This window comes from Sorangium sp. So ce367 (genome assembly GCF_051520455.1).
Lineage (GTDB): Bacteria > Myxococcota_A > Polyangia > Polyangiales > Polyangiaceae > Sorangium > Sorangium cellulosum_B.
On sequence record NZ_CP150334.1, the window covers coordinates 278,043 to 301,143 of the forward strand.

The 23,101-nt window shown below is 72.0% G+C and carries 17 protein-coding genes; 3 read left to right on the top strand and 14 right to left on the bottom strand.

What is annotated here, in order from left to right:
• Positions 1–49: 49 nt before the first annotated feature.
• The 7 genes from WME97_RS01110 to WME97_RS01140 form a co-directional block, all read right to left on the bottom strand.
• Positions 50–2,887, bottom strand: a complete 2,838-nt coding sequence (locus WME97_RS01110; RefSeq protein ID WP_437548765.1) for a hypothetical protein — start codon at positions 2,885–2,887, stop codon at positions 50–52.
• A 359-nt stretch (positions 2,888–3,246) separates the two neighbouring features.
• Positions 3,247–3,873, bottom strand: coding sequence for an L-2-amino-thiazoline-4-carboxylic acid hydrolase (locus WME97_RS01115; protein WP_437548767.1), 627 nt, complete (start codon positions 3,871–3,873; stop codon positions 3,247–3,249).
• A 355-nt stretch (positions 3,874–4,228) separates the two neighbouring features.
• Positions 4,229–5,458 (bottom strand): radical SAM protein, encoded by a 1,230-nt coding sequence (locus WME97_RS01120; RefSeq protein WP_437548768.1) that lies wholly within the window; start codon positions 5,456–5,458, stop codon positions 4,229–4,231.
• 171 nt (positions 5,459–5,629) lie between these two features.
• Positions 5,630–6,046 carry a GAF domain-containing protein gene (locus tag WME97_RS01125; RefSeq protein ID WP_437548770.1) on the bottom strand — a complete coding sequence of 139 codons (417 nt, stop codon included), beginning with the start codon at positions 6,044–6,046 and terminating at the stop codon, positions 5,630–5,632.
• A gap of 67 nt (positions 6,047–6,113) precedes the next feature.
• On the bottom strand, positions 6,114–9,629 hold the full coding sequence (locus tag WME97_RS01130) for an ATP-binding protein (protein ID WP_437548772.1): 3,516 nt from the start codon (positions 9,627–9,629) through the stop codon (positions 6,114–6,116).
• Positions 9,630–9,738: 109 nt separating this feature from the next.
• Positions 9,739–10,377 (bottom strand): regulatory protein RecX, encoded by a 639-nt coding sequence (locus WME97_RS01135; RefSeq protein ID WP_437548774.1) that lies wholly within the window; start codon positions 10,375–10,377, stop codon positions 9,739–9,741.
• 91 nt (positions 10,378–10,468) lie between these two features.
• Positions 10,469–12,658 (bottom strand): DUF362 domain-containing protein, encoded by a 2,190-nt coding sequence (locus WME97_RS01140; protein WP_437548776.1) that lies wholly within the window; start codon positions 12,656–12,658, stop codon positions 10,469–10,471.
• A 364-nt stretch (positions 12,659–13,022) separates the two neighbouring features.
• Between WME97_RS01140 and WME97_RS01145 the strand changes: the two genes are divergently transcribed.
• Together WME97_RS01145 and WME97_RS01150 are read left to right on the top strand one after the other, a co-directional pair.
• Positions 13,023–13,430, top strand: a complete 408-nt coding sequence (locus WME97_RS01145) for a hypothetical protein (RefSeq protein ID WP_437548777.1) — start codon at positions 13,023–13,025, stop codon at positions 13,428–13,430.
• Between the two features lie 137 nt (positions 13,431–13,567).
• Positions 13,568–14,203 carry a hypothetical protein gene (locus WME97_RS01150; RefSeq protein ID WP_437548779.1) on the top strand — a complete coding sequence of 212 codons (636 nt, stop codon included), beginning with the start codon at positions 13,568–13,570 and terminating at the stop codon, positions 14,201–14,203.
• 31 nt (positions 14,204–14,234) lie between these two features.
• On the opposite strand, the gene WME97_RS01155 is transcribed toward WME97_RS01150, so the two are convergent.
• The 7 genes from WME97_RS01155 to WME97_RS01185 all read right to left on the bottom strand — a co-directional run bounded on the left by WME97_RS01155 (position 14,235) and on the right by WME97_RS01185 (position 20,732).
• On the bottom strand, positions 14,235–15,788 hold the full coding sequence (locus WME97_RS01155) for a cobyric acid synthase (protein ID WP_437548780.1): 1,554 nt from the start codon (positions 15,786–15,788) through the stop codon (positions 14,235–14,237).
• The gene (gene cbiB, locus WME97_RS01160; protein WP_437548782.1) at positions 15,785–16,723 is read right to left on the bottom strand and encodes an adenosylcobinamide-phosphate synthase CbiB; all 939 of its coding nucleotides are present in this window, start codon (positions 16,721–16,723) and stop codon (positions 15,785–15,787) included. Before cbiB ends, WME97_RS01155 begins: the two co-directional genes overlap by 4 nt.
• Entirely contained in the window at positions 16,720–17,310 is a 591-nt protein-coding gene (gene cobU / locus WME97_RS01165) for a bifunctional adenosylcobinamide kinase/adenosylcobinamide-phosphate guanylyltransferase (protein WP_437548783.1), read from the bottom strand. The genes cbiB and cobU overlap by 4 nt, the downstream gene beginning before the upstream one ends.
• Complete coding sequence (locus WME97_RS01170; RefSeq protein WP_437548784.1) at positions 17,307–18,794, bottom strand: cobyrinate a,c-diamide synthase; 1,488 nt, start codon at positions 18,792–18,794, stop codon at positions 17,307–17,309. The genes cobU and WME97_RS01170 overlap by 4 nt, the downstream gene beginning before the upstream one ends.
• Positions 18,794–19,354 carry a cob(I)yrinic acid a,c-diamide adenosyltransferase gene (gene cobO / locus WME97_RS01175; RefSeq protein ID WP_437548786.1) on the bottom strand — a complete coding sequence of 187 codons (561 nt, stop codon included), beginning with the start codon at positions 19,352–19,354 and terminating at the stop codon, positions 18,794–18,796. Before cobO ends, WME97_RS01170 begins: the two co-directional genes overlap by 1 nt.
• On the bottom strand, positions 19,351–20,145 hold the full coding sequence (cobM, locus tag WME97_RS01180) for a precorrin-4 C(11)-methyltransferase (RefSeq protein ID WP_437548788.1): 795 nt from the start codon (positions 20,143–20,145) through the stop codon (positions 19,351–19,353). The genes cobO and cobM overlap by 4 nt, the downstream gene beginning before the upstream one ends.
• A gap of 347 nt (positions 20,146–20,492) precedes the next feature.
• Positions 20,493–20,732 carry a hypothetical protein gene (locus WME97_RS01185; protein ID WP_437548790.1) on the bottom strand — a complete coding sequence of 80 codons (240 nt, stop codon included), beginning with the start codon at positions 20,730–20,732 and terminating at the stop codon, positions 20,493–20,495.
• A 517-nt stretch (positions 20,733–21,249) separates the two neighbouring features.
• On the opposite strand from WME97_RS01185, the gene WME97_RS01190 reads away from it, so the two are divergent.
• Entirely contained in the window at positions 21,250–23,100 is a 1,851-nt protein-coding gene (locus WME97_RS01190) for a hypothetical protein (RefSeq protein WP_437548791.1), read from the top strand.
• The last annotated feature ends 1 nt before the right edge of the window (position 23,101 follow it).

Sequence of the window (23,101 nt, forward strand, 5' to 3'; positions counted from 1 at the left end):
CGGTGAAGGCCAGCGGGCGCCGGCCGCGCGCCGCGCCGCGAGGCGGAGATCAGGGCGTGTCGGCCGGGTCCGCCGGGTCGCTGCCGGCGCTCCGCTCGTCGCCGTCGAGGAAGCCGTCCTCGTCGCGATCGAGGCCGATGCGGTAGCCCGAGCCCGGCGGCGTACACGTGTAGGTCAGGGGTCGCCCCGTCGCGAGGGCGATCTGGCGGAGCACCGCGTCCGGGATCGGCGGCAGCGCCATCCGGTCGGCGACGAACTGCCCTGCTCCGGTGTGAAGGAAGCCGATCTCCTGCAAGGTCAGGTGGCTCTTCGCCACGAGATCACACTCGCCGGCGTCCGCCCTGGCGATCAGGAGATCGACGCGCGGATCGGCGGCGGCCTGGTTGCCCGACGCGAGCGTGACCTGCTGGCCGACGATCGGCGCGACGTTCGAGTCGAAGGCGAGCAGGAACGACTCGAGCTGCCGGCGGACCGCGTCGCCCGCAGGCGAGTCCGGCAGGCCGTTCGGGTTGTCCGGGAAGGTGCCGAACTGGTTGGTGAAGCCGGTGAACGGCGAGAAGCCCATCCCGCGGAAGAACCGGAACAGCGTGTCGAAGCTCCCGTCGTGCAGGAAGCCGAACCCCCGCACCTGGTCTCCCATGGGATCGTTGTCGCCGGGCAGGATGCCGAACAGCGGGGCGGCCATCCCGAACATCCCGACCTTCTGGTACATGTTGCGCAGGTGCGGCGTCTTGATGAGCTGCGGCTGGAAGTCGAACGTCATGTTGCCGTTCGCTCCGAAGAATCCCGGCTTGTCGACGCCGGGGTTGCCCTCCGGGTCGAGGACATGACAGCCATTGCAGATGGCGGTGCCGTCCAGGTTGCCGCTCATGAAGGTGTCGCGCCCGGCCTGCTGATCCGGCGTGAGCGCGTTGTCCAGGCGGCGGATCGGGTTGGGCGGATACGTCACCTGCAGGATGAAGTCCGCGAACGCCTCCATGGAGGCGGCCGGGATCGGGCCGCTCCGGCCGAGGAGATCGGTGAAGCCGGCCTGGAACTTCATGAACGCGGCGCGCTCGTCGAACGAGCCGCTGTCCGGCTGCGCGGTGGGCGCGTCGTTGCCGCCGGTGCGATCGCCGCGCCAGTGCATGGGGCCGTGGTTGGCCATGCCGCGCAGGCTCTGGGTCGTCGTCGGGCCCTTCATCGGGTGGAACTCCTGGGGCATCGGCTGCTGCGTGAAGAGGTTGAGCAGCGGGCCGACGAAGGGGCCCGGGTTGGTCGTGACCGGCTCGTCCGGATTGCCGAGATCCCACCCGAGGCTGTCGAAGTCGCCGAAGATATGGCAGCTCGCGCACGAGGAGTCGCCGTGCGCCGAGCTCACGCGCGCGTCGTAGAGGAAGCGCCGCCCGAGCGTGACGCTCGGCGGCTCGGGGCTGTACATCGCGACGTGCGCTGTCTCGGTCCGGGTCGCTGTGTCGACGATCGAGATGGAGTTGTCGAAGCGGGTCAGCACGAACAGCTGGCCTCGCGCCTCGTCGAGCGCGAGCCCCGACGGGCCGCCGCCGCTCACCTCGATGTGGTCGGAAGCGTCGGGCACGAACGTGTCGCTCTCGAGCGCGGCCGTGCCGAGCACGCCGACCTTGCTCGACCCGAGCGCGGCCACGTAGAGCGTCGCGCCGTCGCTCGTGACGGCCATGTCGACAGGCTGGGCCAGGCTCGCCTCGCTCTCGGCGTTCGGCGTGGGGGCGCAGCAGACCGAGTAATCGATGTGTTTGTTGAGGTGCCGCGGCGCGACGCGCGGAGGGGCGTTGCCGGGGCGGAGCACCGTGATCCGGCTCTCGTGGAGGTGGCCCCGCAGGCTCTGCCCGGCGAAGACGCCGGGGCCCTCGAACCGCTGCTCGTTCCGCGCGTCGGTGTTGGAGACGTAGACCTTCCCGTTCACCGGGTTGACGACCATGTTGAAGAGGATCGTCCCGACGCCGGTGAAATGGCCCGAGGGCCCGGCGATCGGCCGCGGGGGGTTCGCCATGGCGTTGATGGCGAACACGTCCTTGTCGGGCAGCGAGAGCCGCACCGTGTCGTCCCAGGTGCGGCCGAGCTCGTCGACCCAGTGCGCGCCGTCGAACTTCACGATGAGGCTGACCTCGGGCGCCGGGTCGCCGAACGCATTGGTCATGGGGCCCGGCGAGCCGCCGTTCACCGCGCCGCCGTCGGGCACGAGCAGCTCGGTGACGACGGTGCTCCGGTTGCCCGAGTGGAAGCCGGCCGCGTAGACGCGCGCGCCGTCGGGCGTCGCGGCGAGCGCGCGCGGCGTGTCGGTGAAGAGGGTGAGGATCGCGAGCGGCTCGCCGCCGAGCGACGAGCCCAGGTGGTTCGCGTCGAACACCCAGACGTCGGCCCGGCCCACGCCCGGCGTGGTGAGCTGCGGATCGTTCGGGTTGTTCTGGCCGCGGTGCGCCGCCGTGATGAACGCGCGGCGCCGCCCGGGGCCGGCAAACACGATGTCTCTCGGCTCATCACCCACGAGCAGCGTGCGCTCGACGCGGCCGCCGTATCCGCCAGGGGACAGCTCGACGACGCTGACGCTGTCGGACAGGTGGTTCACGACCCACACCTCGGTGTCGCTCCGCGCCGCCACGGCGACCGGATCCAGCCCGACCGGTATCGAGCTCCGGTGGACCAGCGCGCCGTGATGGACGCGGAAGACCTCTAGGCGGCCATCCGGCGTGTTGAGCGCGAAGAGCAGGTTTCCGCTGGGAGAGAGCGCGAGCGGGCGCACCTGCCCGCTCTCGAAGAGCGTGTAAGACGATTCGGCCAGGGCGGGGGCGCTGGCCGCGAGGACGAGAGACGACGCCGCGGCGGACAAAAGGCCGCCAGCGACCCTTCGCAGGGCGAACGGTGACTTCATATGACCTCCTCGAGAAAGCGACTTCAGGAGCGATCGGGGATCGAGTGATCATTCAACAACTAACACGGACACGCTCTTTGGGGATCCAGGAAAGAGCATTTATGTTTCAAATTTGAAATACGCACAGCGCGCAGTCCACAGCGCACACTGCCCCACGATCATGACCCTTTTCAGGGGTGCAGCGCGTCATGGGGCAAGCATTGAATGGCGACGCGCGCAGCCCACCGGCGCACCCGAGCGACGGGTGGTGAGCCTATGTGCGTTCCAGCGGTGCGGGAGATGAGATAAGGAGAGGGCGGGGCGCCGCCGCGCGCTACGCGGACGAGCTCGCGTCGACCCCGGGGACGCGGGGCGCGACGCTACTTCTTCGCGGTCACGTACCGGAAGTCGCACCGCTCGGCGCCCGTGCCGAGGGTGCCCGTGCGGCGGAGCTCGATGCCGTGGAGCTCTTTCACCTTGAGGTCGTCGAGGCGGCAGATCATGGGGACGATCTCCGGCGCGCCGTGCCGCCGCGCGAACGCCACGATCGGGCACGCGCGCACGTCGAAGGCCAGGAGCGCGCCGGTGCCGCTGGCCTCGTCGAAGCGGATGCCCTCCGGCTCGTCCGCGCGCAGGCTCATCATGAGCAGGCTCCGCGCTGGTTTCAGCCGGAACATCACATCCATCGCGGCGCCGAGGAGCGGGCTCCGGTTCAGCTGCTTGCGGTAGAAGGCCAGCAGGATGTCCTCGGCGAGGCGCAGGGCCGGCTCCCGGTCCACGCCGAGGTCGTGCAGGAGCGCCTGGTAGATCGCGAGCACCGGCGGGCCGAGCTCGAAGAGCTTGCGATTCATGCTGCTCCGGAACTGCGGCATCGTCGCCTCCAGCGCGAGATACCGCTCCTTGGCGCGCGTGTGGAGCTCCGCCGCACACTCTTCGCCGAGCTCGCGAGTCGCGATGACTCGGCCTTCCGCAAGGATCTGCGCGAGACGTTCGGACGGCGACGACATGCTGAAAATTTACCACATGCGGCGCCGTGGCAAGCCTCCTTGTGGGAGCTCCCGTGAGCGGAGTGGCCGGCTGAACTGGCCTGCTGGCCGGCCAATCGACTGGCCGGCCAGCAGGCCAGTCCGAACAGCGGGCGCAGCCTGTTCCAGCCGGCCTGGGCGGCCAGAGGGTCAGCGACGCTCCTGCGATCGGGGGGAGTCCGGTAGGGACGCAATATGGCTCTGCCGGGATGCGCGGAGCACCGGACAGGGCGTCTGGTGAAATGAGACAGAAACCTCTCAGCAACAGGCCCAGTCGGCTCCCGGGCGGCGATGCGCGCGCGGGCTCAGCAGGAGCCGGGCGTCCGCCTGTGCGGCGCTACGGCGCCGCCGGTCCCCACAGCCCGGGCACGCGCGTCCCGCAGGAAGGGCACGCGCCACCGGAGAGGAGGACCTCCTGCGTCTCGTAGTTGAACCGCCGCACCACGACCTCGTGGCAGGCGGGGCAGCGTGTATGCGAGAGCTCACGGACGCGGTCGGCCACGTTGCTGACGTAAACGTACTTCATCCCCCGCGCATAGGCGACGCCCGCCACGTCCACGAGGAACGCCGGGTCGGTCGTCATGCGATCGCGCATCTTGTAACGCGGGTAGAAGGCGTTGAGGTGCCAGGGGATATCGGGGTCGACGCTGGCGATCTCGGCGCCGAGGGCGCGGAGGCCGGCCGCCTTGTCGTTGAAGCCGGGGACGACGAGCGTCACGACCTCGACCCAGTAGCCGAGGCGCCGAGCCTCGCCGATCGCCGCGAGCACCGGCTCGACGCGGCCGCCGAGCGTCCGGTATTGATCCGCGCTCCACCCCTTCAGGTCGACGCGGAACACGTCGGCGACCGGGCGCATGTACGCGAGCGCCTCGGGCGTCGTGTTGCCATCCGAGATGAGCGCCGTGACGAGCCCCCGCCGCTGCGCCTCCGCGAAGACGGCGCGCGCCCACTCGGCGGTGATCATCGGCTCGTTGTAGGCGCTTGCGAGCACCCCGCAGCCCGCCGCGACGGCCACCTCGACGAGATCCGCGGCGCTGATGTCGATGGGCTCGCCGTCGCCCTCCGGCTCGCGCAGGGCCTGGGAGACCTTCCAGTTCTGGCAATAAGGACAGCGCAGGTCGCACCCGAACATGCCGAAGGTGAGGGACCTCGCGCCGGGGCGCACATGGAAGATCGTGTTCGTCTCGACCGAGCGCACGTAATGGCGCGCGACGTAGCCGAACGGGACGCGCAGCTCGCCGTCCTTCTCGAAGCGGATCCCGCACGCGCCCGCGCGACCCGGCGCGAGGACGCAGCGGTGCGCGCACGCGGTGCACCGGAGATACCCCTCCTCGGGGCCGGGCTCGTAGAGCGCGCCGGGCACGGTGCGGCGGGCGAGCTTCGCCGTGAGGGGCTCGCCCGCGGCGCCGCCCTCACCTGGCCCGGCTGCGGCGCGCTCGCACGCGGGCTCGTTCGCAGCGCCGCGCACGAGGTCCTCCACGCGGACGTGCGGGCGGACGCCCGGATCGAGCGCGTCGAGCGGAGCGTCGATCGCGGCTTTCGGGGCGCTGCGTCCGTTCGTCTCCATGGGAGAGCGGGCATCGCTAGCATCGCAGCCGCGAAAAACAAGGGGCTTGTGTTGCGGCGGTGCGGCGGTGCGGCGGTGCAGCTGGGCAGCGGGGCTGCGGCGGGCAGCGGCGCTGTGGCGGGCAGCAGCGCCGCGGCGGGCAGCGAGGTGGGCCGGCGCGGGAGCGCTTTGTCAGGCCGGGAGCGCGCCAGCGCCCTGCGCGAGGCGATCGAGCTCGTCCTGACCGAGCTCGCGCTCGCCGGCGAACGCGATCCCCACGACGGCGCGCACGCTCGCGGAGGCGTCGCGCACGGGCAGCGCCACCGCCGCCTGCGCCGCGACCGCCTTGGCCCCGGGCCGCACGTCGCCGGACGTGTCCGTCTGCAGGTTGCACGTCTGCACGGGCTGGTCGCGCTCCCAGGCGAGCCCGGCCATCCCCTTGCCCCGCGGGACGCGGCGCGTGATCTCCTGCACCTTCTCGGGGATGTTCACGGCGGCGGCCAGCGCGAGCGCATCGCCCTCGACGAGGTGCACCGTGCCAGCGATACCCCCGTTGTCGGCGACGAAGCTCCGAAGCCACGGCTCCAACGACTCTCGGCGCGCATGCATGCCCGCACCTTCGGCCGTCGCGGGGCCTGCGTCAACCCGGGGCAGCTCGCGGGACGCGCCGGATCTGTCAGGCCTCGTCCTTCACCCGCTTGGGCCAGCGCACGATGAAGGTGGCTCCTGCGCCGGGGCGCGACGAGACGGACACGCTCCCTCCGCGGCTCTGCACGATCTTCTTCACGACGGAGAGCCCTATCCCGGTGCCTTCCACCTTGTCGCGCGACTCGAGCGTATGAAAGAGATCCCAGATGCGCTCGTGGTACTCGGGCGCGATGCCGGGCCCGTTGTCGCTCACGGAGAACTCGAGGTAGGCGCCGGCGTCCTCACACGTCACCTCGACGCGCGCGTCGCTGCGGCGCGCGTGCTTCAGGGCGTTGCTGATGAGGTTCTGGAACACCTGCTGCATCGGGACGCGCTCCGCGGCGATCGTCGGCATCCCTGGCGCGATGTCGACCCGGGCGCCCGCGGGCGGCGAGAGCAGCTCGACGACCTCCGCGAGCAGATGGCCGGTGTCGACGCTGACCACGTCGCCGCGCAGGCGCCCCGCCCGCGAGTAATGGAGGATCCCGTCGATGAGCGCCTCGAGGCGGCGCACGCGCCCGCGCAGGAGGTGGATGTGCTCCTGCGTCTCGCCGTCCAGCTTCCCCGCCAGCGACTCCTCGATCCACTCGGACAGGTTCGCGATCCCCCGGAGGGGCGCCTTGAGGTCGTGCGAGGCGACGTAAGCGAACTGGTCGAGCTCCTGGTTCGTCTTCGCGAGCGCTGCGATGAGCTCCTCTCGGTGCTGGCTCAGCTGCTCGATGCGGCGCCGCGCGAGCACCTGATCGGTGATCTCGAAGCCGACGACCATGACGCCCGAGACGGCGCCGGAGGGGTCGCGGATGGGCTGAGCGACGTAGTTGAAGACGGCCTCGTGCACCGCGTCGCCGCGCTGGACGGGGATGCTCAGCTCGGTCATGCGCAGCGGCTGGCCGGCTTTCCGCGCGCGGTCCAGCATCGCGATCGCCTCGTGCTCGCCGAGCTCCGGGAACACCTCGCGCACGCTCTTCCCGACGAGGTCCCGCCGGCCGACCATCTCGCAGTACGGCGGGTTCGCCACCTCGAAGCGGTGCTCGGGGCCGGCGAACACCGCGATGGGGACCGGCGCCTGCATGAAGAGATCGTGCAGCTTCTCGCGCTCGCGCTCGGCCGCTGCCCGCAATCGGGCGAGCTGGAGGTGCGTGGCGACGCGGGCGACGAGCTCGCGCGCGGAGAACGGCTTGGGGAGGTAGTCGTCCGCGCCCGCCTCGAGCCCCTCGACGCGCGACTCCTCCCCGGCGCGCGCGGAGAGCATCACGACCGGGACACCCCTCGTGCGCTCGTCCGCGCGCAGCGCGCGGAGCAGACCGAAGCCGTCGAGGTTCGGCATCATCACGTCGGTGAGCACGAGATCGGGCGGGCTGCGGCGCGCCGACCCGAGCGCCTCGGCCCCGTCGGCGACGGCCTCGACCGTCCAGCGCTCGCGCAGCACCCGCCCGACGTACTCGCGCATATCGGCGTTGTCGTCCGCGAGCAGGACGCGCCCCGCCGGCCCGGCCTGGATCGCAGCGCCGTCGGACGACGTCCACGCCGCCGGGGAGAGGTGCTCGACGGCGTCATCACGCTCTGCGCCGGCGGGTGAGTCACCCTCTGCGCCGGCGGGTGAGTCACCGTCTGCGCCGGGGGGCGAGTCACCCTCTGCGCCGGGGGGCGAGTCGCTCTCCGCGCGGGGCAGCCAGCGGAGCGCCTCCTGCACATAAGGCGCTGCGCCCGTCGTCGTCGACGCCAGCGTCCGCGCGGCGTTCACGCGGTCCTTCGGCAGGTGCCCGGCCCCGCGAGGCAGGGAGACCGTGAACGACGTCCCCACGGAGAGCTCGCTCGTGACGTGGATGGTCCCGCCGTGGAGGCGGACGAGCTCGTGGACGAGCGCGAGCCCGATCCCGGACCCCTCGTGCGTGCGGGATCGCGCGCCCTGGACCCGATGGAACCGCTTGAACAGGTGCGAGAGCTCGCGATCCGGGATGCCCGTCCCGGTGTCCCGCACGGTGAGGTCGGCGCGATCGCCGTGCGCGCGGAGCGAGATCGAGACCGTCCCCTCGAACGTGAACTTGAGCGCGTTCGAGAGGAGATTGAGCACGATCTTCTCCCACATGTCGTGATCGACGTAGACGGGCTCGGGCAGCGGCGGGCAATCGACCTCGAAGGCGAGCCCCGCGCGCTCCATCGCCGAGCGGAAGGCGCTCGCGAGATCCGCGGTGAGCGCGGAGAGATCGGTCGGCTCATACGACGCCTGGATCCGGCCCGCCTCGATGCGCGAGAAGTCGAGCAGCGCGTTGACCAGCTTGAGGAGCCGGCCCGCGTTGCGGTGCGCGGTCTCGAGAGCCGCGCCCGACAGGCTCCGCTCCGCCGACGCGAGGGCGTCCTCGAGCGGCCCGAGCATCAGCGTGAGGGGCGTGCGGAACTCGTGGCTCACGTTGCTGAAGAACGTGGTCTTCGCGCGATCGAGCTCGGCGAGGGCCTCCGCCCGCCGCTTCTCCTCCTCGTACGCCTGCGCGTTGGCGATGCTGGCGGAGATCTGGCCGGCGACGAGGTGGAGGAAGCCGCGGTAATCGTCGTCGAAGAGGCGGAATGGATTCAGCCCGACGATCAGGACCCCGGCGCGCCCCGTCTCGCCCGAAGGGGAGATCGCGAGCGCGGCCGCCCGCGTCGGCGGCCTTTGCCATGCGCCGGTCGGGAGATCGCGGAGGTGAGTCGGTATCTCGACGACGCGGCAGGACTCGTGCTCTCGCAGCACCGCGGCGAGCGGCCACGGCGACGCGTCCGTGAGCGCGATCGTCTCGGGGGCCGCGGCGTGCCCCCGCTCGAACCCCGCGCTGCCGGCGAGCTGCACGCGCCGCCGGTCCGGGTCGACGACGTAGAGGAGCGCGAACGGGAGATCCTTCGTGTTGGTCGCGAGCGAGCTCGCGCTGCGCGCGCACACGTCTTCCCACGAGCGCCCGTGCGCGGTCCGCGCCGCGAGGTCGCGGAGGAGCGAGAGCTGCCGCTCTCCGATGATTCGCCGGGTGTCGTCGGTGTTGGCGCAGAGGATGCCGCCCGTGCCGCCCTGATCGTTCGGCACAGGGCTGTAGGAGAACGTGTAATACGTCTCTTCCTGGTAGCCGTTCCGCTCCATGATGAGGAGGAGCGCCTCGTCGTAGGTGCCCTCGTCGCGGCGCATCGCGGACGCGGCGCGCGGCTCGATCTGGCCCCAGATCTCGCGCCACACGACGGACGCGGGCTGTCCGAGCGCCTCGGGGTGCTTGCCGCCGACGATCGACTTGTAGGCGTCGTTGTACAGATTGATGAACGAGTCGCCCCACCAGACGAACATCGGCTGGCGCGACGTCAGGACGATGCGCACGCACGTCTTGAGGCTCTGCGGCCACGACGAGACCGGCCCGAGCGGCGTCTTCGACCAGTCGATCGCGCGCATGCGCGCGCCCATCTCGCCTCCGCCGGCGAGGACCGCGCGAACGTCCGCGCGAGCGTCCGCGCGATCCGGCGGCGGGCCATCCAGCTCGAGCGACATGGACCCTTTGTAGCGTGCTGTAGGTGGCGGGAGAAGGGCAGAAAAACAACGTGTTTTGGTTGCCCGGGTGATCCGCCGCACCGCGGAGGGGCCGGCGCGCCGGCGCCGCTCACGGCGGCGCGTCGAGCACCGCGCGCAGCGCCCGGCGCGCCACGTCGGGCGAATAGCCCTGGCGCGCGAGGAAAGCATAGAGCTTCTGCCGTTGCTCCGCAGGAGCGAGCCCCGAGAGCGAGCGGAGCTTCTTGCGCGCCGCCCGCTCGGCCACGGCGGACTCGTCCGTTCCCTCCTCGGTCATGACCTGCCGTATGGCCGCGTCCGCCACGTCGCGCGAGACGCCTTTGCGGGCGAGGTCCTGCTCGATCCTGCGGCGCGACCGGGGCTTGCCCACGATGCCGGAGCGCGCCTTGGCCTCCGCGAAGCGCGCGTCGTCGAGCAGCCCGCTCGAGGTGAGGCGCTCGATCGCGGTCGTCACGTGCTCCCTGGGCTCGCCCTTCTCGATCAGGCGCTTCTCCAGCTCCCTGGCCGATCGCGCCCGGAACGACAGGAGCCGCAGCGCCCGCTCGTAGGTCTTCTGCTCGCCCGCGGCGGTCTTCCCGGGCGGCTCCGCCGCGGCCCCGGGGCTGTCCTGGCCGGGGGTCAGGCCGGCGGCGGCCTGCTCGGGCACCGTGGCGAAGGGGACCCCATCCACCAGGATGACGACGTGGCCGGGCTTGTCGGGCGAGGGGACGATTCCCGTGATGAGCGGCATGCGCGAGGGACGATGGCGCACCTGGCGCGGGCCGCAAGCTCCCGCTCACCCCGCCTGCTTCCGGCCGCGGCGGGGCGCCCGCGGGCTCACCTCACGGATCGAGCACGAGCACGCCAAACGCCTCCGGGACATGGAAGTTCGGCTTGCTCGTGCGGGGCGGGCTCCACGCGAGGTAATGCCGTGGGTCCTTGCCCTCCATCCGGTACAGGTTCATGGGCAGCCGCGCGCTCGGGGCGAGCGCGCCCACGATCCCCGGCGCCGCCAGCAGCGCCTCGATGACGGCCGTGCGCGCCTGCGCGTCCTGGCTCGTCGCGATCGTCGCGCCGCTCGACCACGCCGTGTCTTCCAGGCGCGCGTCGCGGTCGATCGCGATATCGAAGAAATGGCCGAACGGCCCGATCTCCACCTCGAAATACCGCCTCGGCGAGCCCGGGGCCGGCGTCAGGAAGAGCTCGATGCAATCCTCTTTGTAAAGCCCCTTTCGCTCCGTGCCGACGGGCTTCGAGCGATCCGTGTTGAGCCCCGCGTTCGAGAGCTCGAAGAGCGCGTGGAGCCCTTGCTTCGACCAGAGGAAGCGCGCCCGCGTGGGGAACCCGGCGGGCTTGCCGGCATAGTCGGTGTCCCACTGCACGGCCTTCGCGCGGCCCCACGCCGCGTCGTCGGCCTTCCCGTCGAGCACGATCTTCTCTCCGGGCGGCAGCGGCGACGCGTGCGCCTCCGGCTTCGCGGGGCCTCCGCCCGGCCCTTCGCCCTGCTTCCCGTCGGGCGCCTTCTGCGAGGCCGGCGGCGCGGGATCGAGCCCCTTCGCGGGCCCGCCGGGCAAGGGCGCCTGTCCGGGCTCCCAGTCGAGCCGGAAGGGCGCCATCGCCTTGTAATGCACGGGCCTCGGGCTCTTCAGGAGATCTGCCCCGTCTCCCGTGATCGCCGTCGCCTTGAGATCCAGCCCGAAGCGCTTCGCCGCGGCGTCGATGAGCGGCGAGGTCCGGTGGCCGCCGAGCTCGCGCGCGAGCGCGGGGCTGTTCCACACGCCGAGGAGCTCCGCCGCCACGCGGTCGACCCGCACCGGGTTCGTGCCGCCGATGGCCACCATCTCCGCCGTGGGGTGCAGCACCTGGAAGCCGTCTCCGCCCATCGCCGGCGCGCCGTCGCCGAGCACCGCGTCCGGCGCGGATATCTCGAGCACGTCGACCATGCGCTCGGCGAAGACGCGGAGCGACGATAAGTAAAGAGCTCTATCCTCCTGGCCGGCGGACTTCGTGTCCAGGTACGCCTTGAGCTCCCTGTGCATCCTCCACTTCTGCTTGTAGGCAGGCGCGCTGTCCGACAGCATGACCGTGCCCTGCATGCCCTTGATACCGACGGAGATGACCGAGTACCGGTGCATCTTGAGCCGGGGGAGCGACAGGAAGAGCCCGTGGTCGAGGTGCTCGGCCAGCACCTTCGGCATGAGCAGCGTCGGGACGTGGGTCGCCTGGATGCCGCGGATGGCGAGGGGCTTTCCCGGCCTGTCGCCGGCGACGTCGTAGACCCCGTCGTCGTCCATCGCGACGAGCGCGGCGCCCTCCTCGGCGGCCATCGCCTCATAGCCGGTGCGCTGCGCGATGTCCTTCCAGAACTTGTGCGAGTGGCCGCAGCCCTCGGCGATCGTGATCTTCGTGTGTCCGCGCGCCTTGAGGCACTGGACGACGCCTCGAACGAACTCCGGCTGGGTGATCCGGCCGGTCACGCCGTCGTCGCCCTTCGACTTCGCCGGGTCCTTCACGCTGTCGAACCCGCAGATGTTGGGCTTGAGGAGCACGGGAGTCGCCGCGGGGCGCCTCGGCACCACCGCCTCGCAGATGCGCTTGCCGAGCTCCAGGGGACCCTGGCCGCGGAGCACGGTGACGGGCGAGTCGTCGGCCTTGATGCGCTCGACGTGCCGCTTCCTGAGGGCGGCGCCGTCGATGCTGTCCGACGCGATCACCGAGGGGCCGGACTCGTACCGCTGCGACGCCCCCGCGACCACGTCGCTCGACGCGCTCGGGACGGCGGTCGGGACGGCCGGGTGCGCGGACGCGGCGGCGAAGGAGGAGGCGGTCGGCGCCGGCGAGGGCGCCGACGAGGACGCCGCCGCGTCGGGCGGCGGCTGCGGGGCGGCGGGGCCGCCGTCGCCGGGACCGCCGCCCGGCTGGGGTTGCCGGTCCCCGCAGCCCGAGAGGACGGCGAGCAGCGCCGGGAGCGCCGCGATCGCGCGGGGAGCCCGCCGCGCCAGGCCGCCGTGGATCGTTCGTGCCCTGTTCATCCCGCGAGCACGATGGCCCGAAACGGCGGCGAGGAGAAGGCGCCACGAGACATCGTCGAAGCCAGGGCCTGCGCGGGTGCCGGGTGGTGAGGGCGACGCGGCCCCCACCTCGCCCCCGCCGTCGGCGCCCGAATGGGCGCCTCGATGCGCGCTCGTCGAGGCGGCTCACGCCTTGCAGTGCGGGCGCGGAATGAGCGTTTGGCTTGTTCCTGTCAAAGTGAAAATTGCTGTCCGTGCTGAGGTTCTCAGGGCTGCGGGGATGTTGTTCGCAGCGGCTCTTGTCGCCTGTGGCGGGGGTTCGAGCGGCGGGGGAGCTGGAGAGGGCGGGGGCGTCGAAGGGTACTCGGAGGCTCGGTCGACAGCCGTGTGCGAGGCCGCGTGCGACGTGTTCAGCGCGGGCTGCGCGCCGGAGAGCTGCTCGATCGCGTGCTTCGTGGCGGTGGATCAGTACCCGACGGAGGCGTGTTTTGCCGAGTTCGACGCCTACCACGCCTGCCTGGCGGCCCAGGAGCCCGCGCAGCTCGCCTGCGGAGCAGACGAGAACTTCTTCGCTCCGTGGGCGCCGGCGTGCAGGCCCGAGTGGACGGCGTATTCGCAGTGCCGGAGGACCGGAGGCGCGGACTGCGCGGTGGTGGCCAAGGACGTCGAGTCCTGCACCTACTTCGGCGACCCTCCGGACTGGGCGACGTGCAAGATAGGAAAAGAGCCGCCCCCCGGGTGCGTACCGCTGACGAGCCTCGACTACTGTTGCCCGGAAGGCACGCTGCCGTGACAGCGTGATCAGGGGCTCCGCTTCCCCGCAAGCCATGACGCCTGCCGTGCCGTGCACGGTACTGTCGTGGAGGGGTCTGTCTCGTTGCCATGGAGGATGCGATGAAATGGGTTTCTCGTGCGCGCTCGGCCGTAATCATGACGTCCCTGCTGGCGCTGTCCGCGTGCGGCGGCAGCGTCGACGACGAGCGAAACAGCAAGGAAGAAGGCCCCTCCTGCGGGCTGGTCGCGGCGTGCGGCGGCGATCCGACAGGAACGTGGACGATGGATGAGGCGTGCCTGGATCCCTCGATGTTCGAGGACCTCGACGAGGGGTGTGACGCGGAGATCGACATCAGCGGCCTGGTGGTGAGCGGACGCGCCGAATTCCGGGCCGATCACACCTATGCCACGACCATCACGCAGCAAGGGCCGATCAAGGTGGTGTACCCTGCGGCGTGCCTGGCGGCCGAGGACATGCCGATCTCGTGCGCGCAGCTCAGCGTGGAAATGCAGCGGGCCGCCTCTGGGAAGGAGTCGCCCTTCACCTCGGCGGAGTGCGCTCAGGCGGGCGCCGACTGCGCGTGTACGTTTGTCCTGGGGCGGCTCACGACGCCGTCGATGGGCACCTGGTCGGTCTCCGGATCCATCTTGACCATCGAGCCCGAGCGCCGGGAGCCCGAGGAGAGCCCGTTCTGCGCGCAGGGATCCTCGCTCACGAGAGGCTTCCCGGTACCGGCGGGAGCGGGCGCCTCGGGGCCCATCAAGCACTACATGAGGTTCACGAAGGAGTGAGCCGCGGCGAGCCCGGTCGTCGGGGCGCCGCTCAGCGCCGGTCGAGCCCCACGATGCGGTCGAGCAGCGCCCGGTCGAGGCTCGCCTCCACCGCATTCGCGAGCCGGTCGTACTCCTCGTGCCGGCTCGGTATCGCCGGCTCGCCCGAGGCCCTGGGGAGCCCCCGTCGCTCGCGCAGCGCCGCGAGGAGCGACCGCCTGAGCCCGTCGTTGTCGAGGATCCCGTGGATCATCGTGCCCACCACGGCGCCGTCCGCCGACACGGCCCCGTCGAGCGCCGGCTCGGCCTTGCCGCCCCGCGACCCGATCGCGAACGCCGCGGCCGCGCCGCCCACCCGCTCCACGCGGCCCATGTGGATCTCGTAGCCGGTCAGCTCTCCCGCGCCCTCGCTCTCGGCCTCTCCAGCGCCCGCCGCCCCCAGGAACGAGCGGCCCGCGAGCCGCGCCCGCACCTGCGCCACCGTCTTGGTCCGCTCGAACCGCGTCCACACATCGAGCAGCCCGAGGCCCCGCGCCGCCGGCTCGGCCGACTCGACGCCTTCCGGATCCTCGATCGCCCCGCCGAGCATCTGGCAGCCGCCGCAGATCCCGAGCGTCCAGCCGCCCTGCCGGGCGCGCGCCGCGACCGCCTCCGCGAGGCCGCTCGCGCGCAGCCAAGCGAGATCGGCCATCGTGCTCTTCGTCCCGGGGAGCAGCACGAGGTCTGCATTGCCGATCTCGTCCGGCCGCTCGATGAACCGCACCACCACGCCGGGCTCGTGCTCCAGCGGCTCCACGTCGTCGTAATTCGATATCCGCGGCAGCCGGACCACCGCGATGTCGAGCTGCCCCGGGCCCGCCGGCGGCCGGCGCCGACGGCCCTCCAGCGACACCGAGTCCTCGTCCGCGATGCGCAGCTGCTTCAGGTAAGGCACCACGCCGAGCACCGGGACGCCCGTCCGCGCCGTCAGCATGTCGAGCCCCGGCTCCAGCAGCTTGAGGTCGCCGCGGAACTTGTTGATCACGAACGCGGCCACGCGCGCGCGCTCGTCGGGCTCGAGCAGCGCCATCGTCCCGACCAGCGCCGCGAACACGCCGCCTCGGTCGATGTCGCCGGCGAGCAGCACCGGCGCGTCGGCGACGCGCGCGACGTGCATGTTCACGATGTCGCGGTCCTTCAGGTTGATCTCCGCGGGGCTGCCCGCCCCCTCGATCACCACGACGTCGTGCGCCTCGCGCAGCCGCCCGAGCGCGCGGGCGATGATGTCCTTCAGCTCTCCCCGGTACGCGAAGTAGTCGCGCGCGTGCAGGCTGCCGATCGGCTTGCCGAGCACGATCACCTGGGAGCGGGAGTCGCCCTCGGGCTTGAGCAGCACCGGGTTCATGTCGACCGTCGGCGCGACGCGCGCCGCCTCGGCCTGCACCGCCTGCGCCCTCCCGATCTCGCCGCCGTCCAGGGTCGCGAACGAGTTCAGCGCCATGTTCTGCGACTTGAACGGCGCGACGCGGAGGCCCCGCCGCTGGAAGATGCGGCAGAGCGCCGCGCAGAGCAGGCTCTTGCCGACCGAGGACGCCGTGCCCTGGACCATCACCGTGAGCGCCGTCATCGGAAGAGCTCCTGTCCAAAGGAAGCCGCCGCCAGGAGGGCCGCCGCGAGCCCGGCGAAGAGCAGCGCCGCGAGCTGCACGATCCGGCAGGCCTCGTCGATGAGCCCCCGCCGGAGCGGCTCCACGGGGTCGCCGAGGCGGTAGTGGCCGCGCTTCTCGAGCTCGACCCGGAGCAGCCCGGCCATCGCCGCCATGGGCCGGCCGGCGTTCGGGCTCTCGGTGAGGCCGCCGTCGCGCAGGAGCACGGCGAGGCCGCGGCGCGCGTCGGCGCCGCGGAGCCAGCCGGCGGCGAGCAGGAGGAGCGCGGTGAGCCGCGCCGGCACGAAGTTCAGCGCGTCGTCGAGCCGCGCCGACGCCTTGCCGAGGTACTCGTAGCGGCCGTGGTAGCCGATCATCGCGTCGAGCGTGTTCACCGCGCGGTAGAAGAGCGCGCCCGGGAGCCCGAAGAGGGCGAAATAGAAGAGCGGCGCGACGAAGCTGTCCGACGCGTTCTCCGCGACCGACTCGACCGACGCGGCGACCAGCGCGGGCTCGTCGAGCTCCGACGGGTCGCGGCTGCAGAGGCTCCGCAGCGCGCCGCGGGCCCCGGTGACGTCGCCCGCCGCGAGGGCGTCGCGCACGCCGAAGGCCGCGTCGCGGAGCGCGCGGAGCGCGAAGGTAGGCTTCAGCAAGAGACCTGACAAAGCGAGCGCGAGCACGGGGTGCGGGGCGAGCAGCGCCGCGACGCCGGCGCCGAGCGCGGCGAAGAGGCAGGGGACGGCGAGGGCCATGAGCGCGCCGAAGAGGAGCTCCGCAACGCGGCCGCCCGTGGGCGCGGCGCGCTTCAGGGCCTGGATCGCCGAGCCCATCCACACGACGGGGTGGACGGCGGAAGGGGGCTCGCCGCAGGCGAGGTCGAACGCGACCGCGACGAGCAGCGCGGCGGCGGCCGTCATCGCGCGTCCTCGCCGCCGCCGACGAGCGCGACCGGGCCGGGGCGCAGGCGCAGGATCGCGCCCATCACGGCCACGTAGAGCTCGCTGGCCGAGCGGCCGAGCCGCTGGTGCGCGCGCCCCGCGAGGTCGCGGAACGCCCGGCCGAGCCGGCTCTCCGGGACCACGCCCATGCCGACCTCGTTCGAGACGAGGACGACGTGGGGCGCCGCCGACTCGACCGCGGCGGCGAGCGCCTCGATGCGCTCCTCGATGGGCCCGAGCGCGCGGCCCTCGGTCTCGTCGCGGAGCAGCAGGTTCGAGAGCCAGAGCGTGAGGCAGTCGACGACGACGACGTCGACGCCGGAGAGCGAGGCGATGCGCTCGGGGAGCGCGATCGGCTCCTCGACGGTGAGGAACGCGCCGCCTCGCTCGCGGACGTGCGCGTCGATGCGCGCCCTCATCTCGTCGTCGAACGGCTCGGCGGTCGCGATGAAGGCGCGGCGCTCGCCGAGCGAGCGCGCGAGGGAGAGCGCGAACGCGCTCTTGCCGGAGCGCACGCCGCCGCCGATGAGCGCGACCCGGCGCGGCGCGGTGCCCGGGCCGCTCATCGCGCGCGCTCCTTCCGGTGCGCGGCGGCGCTCGCGACGAGCCCCTCGGGGACGAGCGGGTTCGAGGCCCAGTGCGCGTGCACGTACGAGGCGAGGACGCTCGCTGTCCGGTACCCCTCGCGGCTGACCTGCCCGCCGCGCCGGCGCCGCACGGAGTAGGCGTGCTCGATCGGCAAGGGCGCCTGTGCGGACGGCGACGGCGGCTGCTCGGCCGGCGCTGGCGCTGCGGACGGCTCGACCTGCACAGCGCGCTGCGACGGGCGGAGCTCGGAGTAGCGGAACTGGTGCCCGCGGAAGCGGAGCCCCGCGCCGCCCAGGATCGTGCGCGCCTGCGTCTCGACCTCCACGTACCCGAGCGCCTGCAGCTTCTCGCACATCGCGGCCTCGGCGGGCACGAGCCCGACCATGGGGTGCGCGCGCCCGTCCAGCGTGCGGATCGCCTCGGTCAGGTACATGAGCCCGCCGCACTCGGCGTAGATCGGGCCCCCACGGCCGGCGAACGCGCGGATCTCGCCGCGGAGCGCGGCGTTCGCGGCCAGGCGCTCCGCGTGCACCTCGGGGTAGCCGCCCCCGAGGTAGAGCGCGTCGACGTCGGGCAAGCGCGCGTCGCCGATCGGCGAGAACCGCACGAGCTCGGCCCCGGCGGCCTCGAGGCGGCGCAGGTTGTCCGCGTAGTAGAAGTGGAAGGCCTCGTCGAACGCCAGGCCGATCCGCGCCCGGCCGCGCTGCGCGCCGGCGGTTGCAGCGCCGGGCGTCGCGGCCGCGCCGGCCGCCGGCAAGGGCGGCGCGGCGCGCGCGATCTCGAGCAGCGCGTCGAGCCCGATCCACGCCTCGGCCTGCGCGCCCCAGTGGTCGAGGCGCTCCTCGGGGAGCGCGGCCTCGTCGGCCGTGCGCAGGCCGAGGTGGCGCTCCGGGAAGCGCTGCGCCTCGTCCCGCGGCAGGCCGCCGAGGACCGGCAGCGACCGGTTCACCTGCGCCTGCGCCTGTCGAAGGATGTCGAGGTGGCCGCGGCTGCCGACCTGGTTGCACACGACCGCGGCGATGCGCAGCGCCGGATCGAAGCCCGCGAAGCCCTGGACGAGCGCCGCGACGCTGCGGGCCATCCCGGACGCGTCGATCACGAGCGCGACCGGCGCCTCGAGCCATTTCGCGATCTCGGCGGTCGAGCCCTCCTCCCCGGTCGGGCTCGCCCCGTCGAACAGCCCCATCACCCCCTCGATCAGCGCGACGTCGGCGCTGGCGGTCTCCGCCGCGAACGTCGACAGGACCGCTTCCCGGCCCATCATCCAGCCGTCGAGGTTGTGCGATGTGCCGGCCACGGCGCGGGCGTGGTACGTCGGATCCAGGTAGTCGGGGCCGCACTTGAACAGCGCGACCTGGAGGCCGCGGGCGCGGAGCGCGCGCGCGATCGCCACCGTGGCGGTCGTCTTGCCGACGCCGCTCGCCGTGCCGGCGACGACGAGCCGGGGGATGGCCCGGGACATCAGAAATCGACTCCGATCTGGGCCTTTTGCCCCTGCTCGAACGGGTGCTTCACCGACTTCATCTCCGTCACCAGATCGGCGAGCGCGAGGAGCGCGTCGGGCGCGTTCCTGCCGGTGATCACGACGTGCACGTGCGCGGGCCTCGCGCGCAGCGCCGCGAGCAGCTCGTCCTCGGCGATGAAGCCGTAATGGAGCGCATACGTGATCTCGTCGAGCACCACGATGTCCTGCTCGCCGCCCGCGATGAGCGCCGCGGCCTCCTGGAAGGCCGCGCGCGCCGCCGCCTTGTCGCGCGAGAGATCGTCGCTCTCCCAGGTGAAGCCGCGCCCCATGACGAGGAACGTCAGGTTGGGGAGCGTCTCGGCGAACAGCCGCTCTCCCGTCATCCACTTCCCCTTGATGAACTGCACGACAGCGACGCGCATGCCCCGGCCGAGCGCGCGGAACACCATGCCGAGCGCGGCCGTCGTCTTGCCCTTGCCGTGGCCCGTATAGACGATGACGAGCCCCTTTCGACCTGCGGCCGCCGCGCCCGTGCCGGCGCTCTCCTCCGCGCTCACGAGCCCTCCTCGGTCTTGCCAGGGACGAGGAGCTTTTTCTCGGCCTTGCGGAAGCGGTGGCTGAAATCCGGATCATAGAGCCGCGAGTCGGCGAAATCCGTGGACGTGAGCACCCGGCCGACCAGGATCATCGACTGGCTCTTGATGCCCTCGGCCCGCACCTTGTCCCGGATGTCGGCGAGCGTGCCTCTCACGATCTTCTGATCGGGGCAGCTCGCCTTGTGCACCACCGCGACCGGGCAATCCGCGCCGTAGGCCGGGATGAGCGCCGCGGTCACGTCCTTGAGCAGGGTGATGCTCAGGAACAGGCACAGGGTCGCCTGGTGGCGGGCGAGCTCCTCGAGCCGCTCGGCGGGCGGCACCGGCGTGCGCCCCTCGGCGCGCGTCAGGATGACGGTCTGCGAGAGCTCGGGCAGCGTGAGCTCGCGCCCGAGCGCCGCGGCGGCCGCGGTGAAGGACGAGACGCCGGGGATGATCTCGTACGGGATCCCGAGCGCATCCATCCGGCGCATCTGCTCGGCCGTCGACCCGAAGAGGACGGGATCGCCCGTGTGGACGCGCGCCACGTCGTGCCCTGCGTCCCTGGCCTCGACGAAGACCTCCACGATCTGGTCGAGGGTCATGCCGGAGGAGTCGATGACCCGGGCGTCCGGCCGCGCGGACGCCACGATCTCCCGGGGGACGAGCGAGCCCGTGTACATGACGACAGGGCAGCGAGCGACGAGCTCGGCGCCGCGCACCGTGATGAGCCCGGGGTCGCCCGGGCCCGCGCCGATGATGTAGACGCGCATGGTGTTATTCCTCGGTTCGTGCGCCGGCGATCCCGGAGCGGACCGGCGGCGCGCGAAGCTAGAGCGGTCGCGGAACAAACGCCAGCGTTCATGGCGGACGCCTCGGGGCGGAGATGCCCGAGGAGACGGACGCTGCGGCGTCGAGGGAGAGAGCGCGCCTGTCGCTCTGCTCAGGCGAGCCGCGTCCCGAGGAAGACCGCCATCGTGGCTACCCGAGGCGGGAGCGGTGGGCGTCGTGCTCCGCCGCGCGGTCTGTCAAGCGGCAGAGCCGACGCCACCCTGCTCCGTGGGGGCGGCGCCATCGCGGTGGCTGCGGGCGTCTCGCCGCTCCCCCGGGAATTCACCGCTCACCAAGCGATGACGTCGTACCCAGTTGCCACGAATTCGTTCTGGACGGCTGTTTCTAGCGCAGCAGTCCCGACGCCGGCGGCGTTGGTGACGTACGTCGCTTCGGTAAGCCCTTGATTGTAGTTGAGGGTCACGCCCCAGGTAGGATTGAGCCCATTGATCGAATCGAGCGCAGCCTGCGCAGTGAGCTGGCCAGGGCCCGTCCCAGGTTTGGTGCCGTATACTTTGCAGCTTGGCATGGTATTTCCTCAGTGTTTTCGGTGAGTTGAAGGATGCCGTGGGCATCTGCCCAACCTCGAACGGACGGCTGGCCAGCCACTAGAACCCACAGCTCTCACCCCGTCAAGCGCTCGCGCCGGGCGGAATCGTGTCCGGCATCCCTGATCACCGGAGGAAGCGCTTCGCGCGGAACCCCACCTCGCGCGGAACCCCGGCTGGCTGCATGGTGATTCTTCTGCTGAACCGGGGCGACCTCTCGCAGCAGTGCCGAAGAGCGCCCCGCAAAGCCACCACCGCGATCCGATCGAGCGGGCAAGGCAACGGATGGCTGGATGGCTGAATGGCTGGATGGCTGGATGGCTGGATGGCTGGATGGCTGGATGGCTGGATGGCTGGATGGCAATCGCCGCCGCGACCCTTGGCGGCGGCGCGGCGCCTACCTTGCATGACACCCGGCTCCCCTGGAATCCGCTGACCTTGCTCAGGCCATGCGCTTGTGATGCGATGGGAGATCGCTCCCCTTCACGAGGAAAGGCAATGGACCAGAAGAACACCGGGTCTCAGCCCGCGGCGCCCATCCTGTCCGCGGCAGCCCTCTTCGAGCCGACGCTCCCGGCCGCGTGGGGACCCACGCTCGATCTGCTCGCCGACATCGAGGAGCTGCAAGACGCGGCGAAGGGCAGCCGCGAGGAGCGGGAGGCGAGGGGGCGAGATCTTCGCGAGCGGCTGATGCGCGGCATCGACGCCCTGAGCGAGCCGACCCCGGACGAGTTCCACGCGGCGAGCGCGTCGTTCCGGGCCTGGTTCACCGAGGCGGTGCTGCTCTGGCTCCGGTTCGCCGGCAGCAGCTCCGCGCCGCTCATCGATACGGTCGCGTCGCGCCCGCTCCTCGATTTCCCGCTCGATCTGCCGGCGGGCAGCGAGGGGATCCCGCGCGTCCGGCGGGCGCTGCGAGAGGCGCTCGGGTGGGACGAGGCGGAGCTCGCGCAGGTCGAGGCCGCGATGGATCATATGACCTCCAACCTCGCGGTGAAGCACGCGATCACGAAGGCGATCGCCTCGCAGCTCGCCGCGAAGGGGGGCGCGTCGCCCGCCGCGTGCGCCGAGCTCATGAGCGCGATCTACGGCCCGTTGCCGTGGCGCCCGGGCGACGTGGATCTGCTCATGACGTCGACCGCGATCTTCCTGTGCATCCGCGCGTCGGCGCCGGCGACCGGCTCGCCCGGGGCGGCGGGCTCGGGCGAGGCGCCGCGGCTCGAGGTGCCTGGCTGGGACGAGCGCCCCGAGGACGAGCGGCGCGCCATCTCCGCCTTCATCGCCCGATGCGACGACACGAACACCGCGGCGACGGCGCGGTTTCCCGCGTTCGGCTACTTCGACCGCGCGGCCATCGATCCGGCGCTCGCGCGCTCCCTCGCGGACGCGGCCTCGGTCCCGACGGAGGTCGTCACACAGACCCTCGCCACCATGGTGATGGTCCTCCGGACGCCGGAGGTCGAGGACTACGTGGTTCATGACGCCTGGGGCCATGCGTGGCAGGAGGCGCTGGCCGAGTTCGAGTGGGAGTACGCCGTGCTGCCGCGGATCGAGGAGCCCCTCGCGCTCGACACCGTGTTTCCCGGCGCGGTCGGCCCCGGCATCGCCTCGGCCTTCATCGAGCGCGGGGGCCGCACCGAGCTCGACGAGGCGGCGCTGCTCCGCTTCGCCGAGGCCGACATCAGGGCGCGACTCCAGGTGGCCGCGAGCAACGGTATCGCCGAGATGCTCGCCGATTTCATGGAGAGCAAGTACGCGTGGCACAGGCCCTCCCTGAAGCTGCCGGATGCGTCGCTCCTCCCCATCACGGGGCTCAAGCTCGATCTGACGGTGGGTGACGTTCGCCGCCAGGTCGCCCGCTGGTCGAAGCCGTACCGCGCGCTGGCCGAGGACGAGGGGGCGCGCGCCCGCCTCGTCGACGCGCTCTCGCCGCGCGTTCCGGCTGCGGGGCTCAAGGAGGCGGTGGATCAGGCGGGCGCGCTGCTGTGGCGCGAGTTCGCGACGGCGTTCGACGACACGCTGCGGCCGGTGGCTGCCAGGGGCGGAGGGATCCGCGCGAGCGCGTGCCGCCGGATGGTGCTCCAGCTCGCGCAGGTCGCCGCGGTGCTCGAGCGGACGCTCGCCGCGTCGTGCGCGGGCGGGCCACGGAGCGGGTCGCGGAGCGGGCCGCGGACGGAGCTCGCCTGGCGCGACCCGGCGCTGTGCGTCGACCTGCTCCTGGTGACGATCGCCCGGTTCTACGAGCACGAGCGGCAGAGGAACTTCTGGCACCTCGACCAGATCCTCGCGACCGGGTTCGTCGAGGCCTGCGGCCGGCTCCGGGCCGCCATGGCGAACGCCGAGTCGCCCTGAG

Bases quoted from the DNA above. Each gene is read 5' to 3' on its own strand.
- WME97_RS01110 (WP_437548765.1), bottom strand. From the start codon at position 2,887: ATGAAGTCACCGTTCGCCCTGCGAAGGGTCGCTGGCGGCCTTTTGTCC.
- WME97_RS01115 (WP_437548767.1), bottom strand. From the start codon at position 3,873: ATGTCGTCGCCGTCCGAACGTCTCGCGCAGATCCTTGCGGAAGGCCGA.
- WME97_RS01120 (WP_437548768.1), bottom strand. From the start codon at position 5,458: ATGGAGACGAACGGACGCAGCGCCCCGAAAGCCGCGATCGACGCTCCG.
- WME97_RS01125 (WP_437548770.1), bottom strand. From the start codon at position 6,046: ATGCATGCGCGCCGAGAGTCGTTGGAGCCGTGGCTTCGGAGCTTCGTC.
- WME97_RS01130 (WP_437548772.1), bottom strand. From the start codon at position 9,629: ATGTCGCTCGAGCTGGATGGCCCGCCGCCGGATCGCGCGGACGCTCGC.
- WME97_RS01135 (WP_437548774.1), bottom strand. From the start codon at position 10,377: ATGCCGCTCATCACGGGAATCGTCCCCTCGCCCGACAAGCCCGGCCAC.
- WME97_RS01140 (WP_437548776.1), bottom strand. From the start codon at position 12,658: ATGAACAGGGCACGAACGATCCACGGCGGCCTGGCGCGGCGGGCTCCC.
- WME97_RS01150 (WP_437548779.1), top strand. From the start codon at position 13,568: ATGACGTCCCTGCTGGCGCTGTCCGCGTGCGGCGGCAGCGTCGACGAC.
- WME97_RS01155 (WP_437548780.1), bottom strand. From the start codon at position 15,788: ATGACGGCGCTCACGGTGATGGTCCAGGGCACGGCGTCCTCGGTCGGC.
- cbiB (WP_437548782.1), bottom strand. From the start codon at position 16,723: ATGACGGCCGCCGCCGCGCTGCTCGTCGCGGTCGCGTTCGACCTCGCC.
- cobU (WP_437548783.1), bottom strand. From the start codon at position 17,310: ATGAGCGGCCCGGGCACCGCGCCGCGCCGGGTCGCGCTCATCGGCGGC.
- WME97_RS01170 (WP_437548784.1), bottom strand. From the start codon at position 18,794: ATGTCCCGGGCCATCCCCCGGCTCGTCGTCGCCGGCACGGCGAGCGGC.
- cobM (WP_437548788.1), bottom strand. From the start codon at position 20,145: ATGCGCGTCTACATCATCGGCGCGGGCCCGGGCGACCCCGGGCTCATC.
- WME97_RS01185 (WP_437548790.1), bottom strand. From the start codon at position 20,732: ATGCCAAGCTGCAAAGTATACGGCACCAAACCTGGGACGGGCCCTGGC.
- WME97_RS01190 (WP_437548791.1), top strand. From the start codon at position 21,250: ATGGACCAGAAGAACACCGGGTCTCAGCCCGCGGCGCCCATCCTGTCC.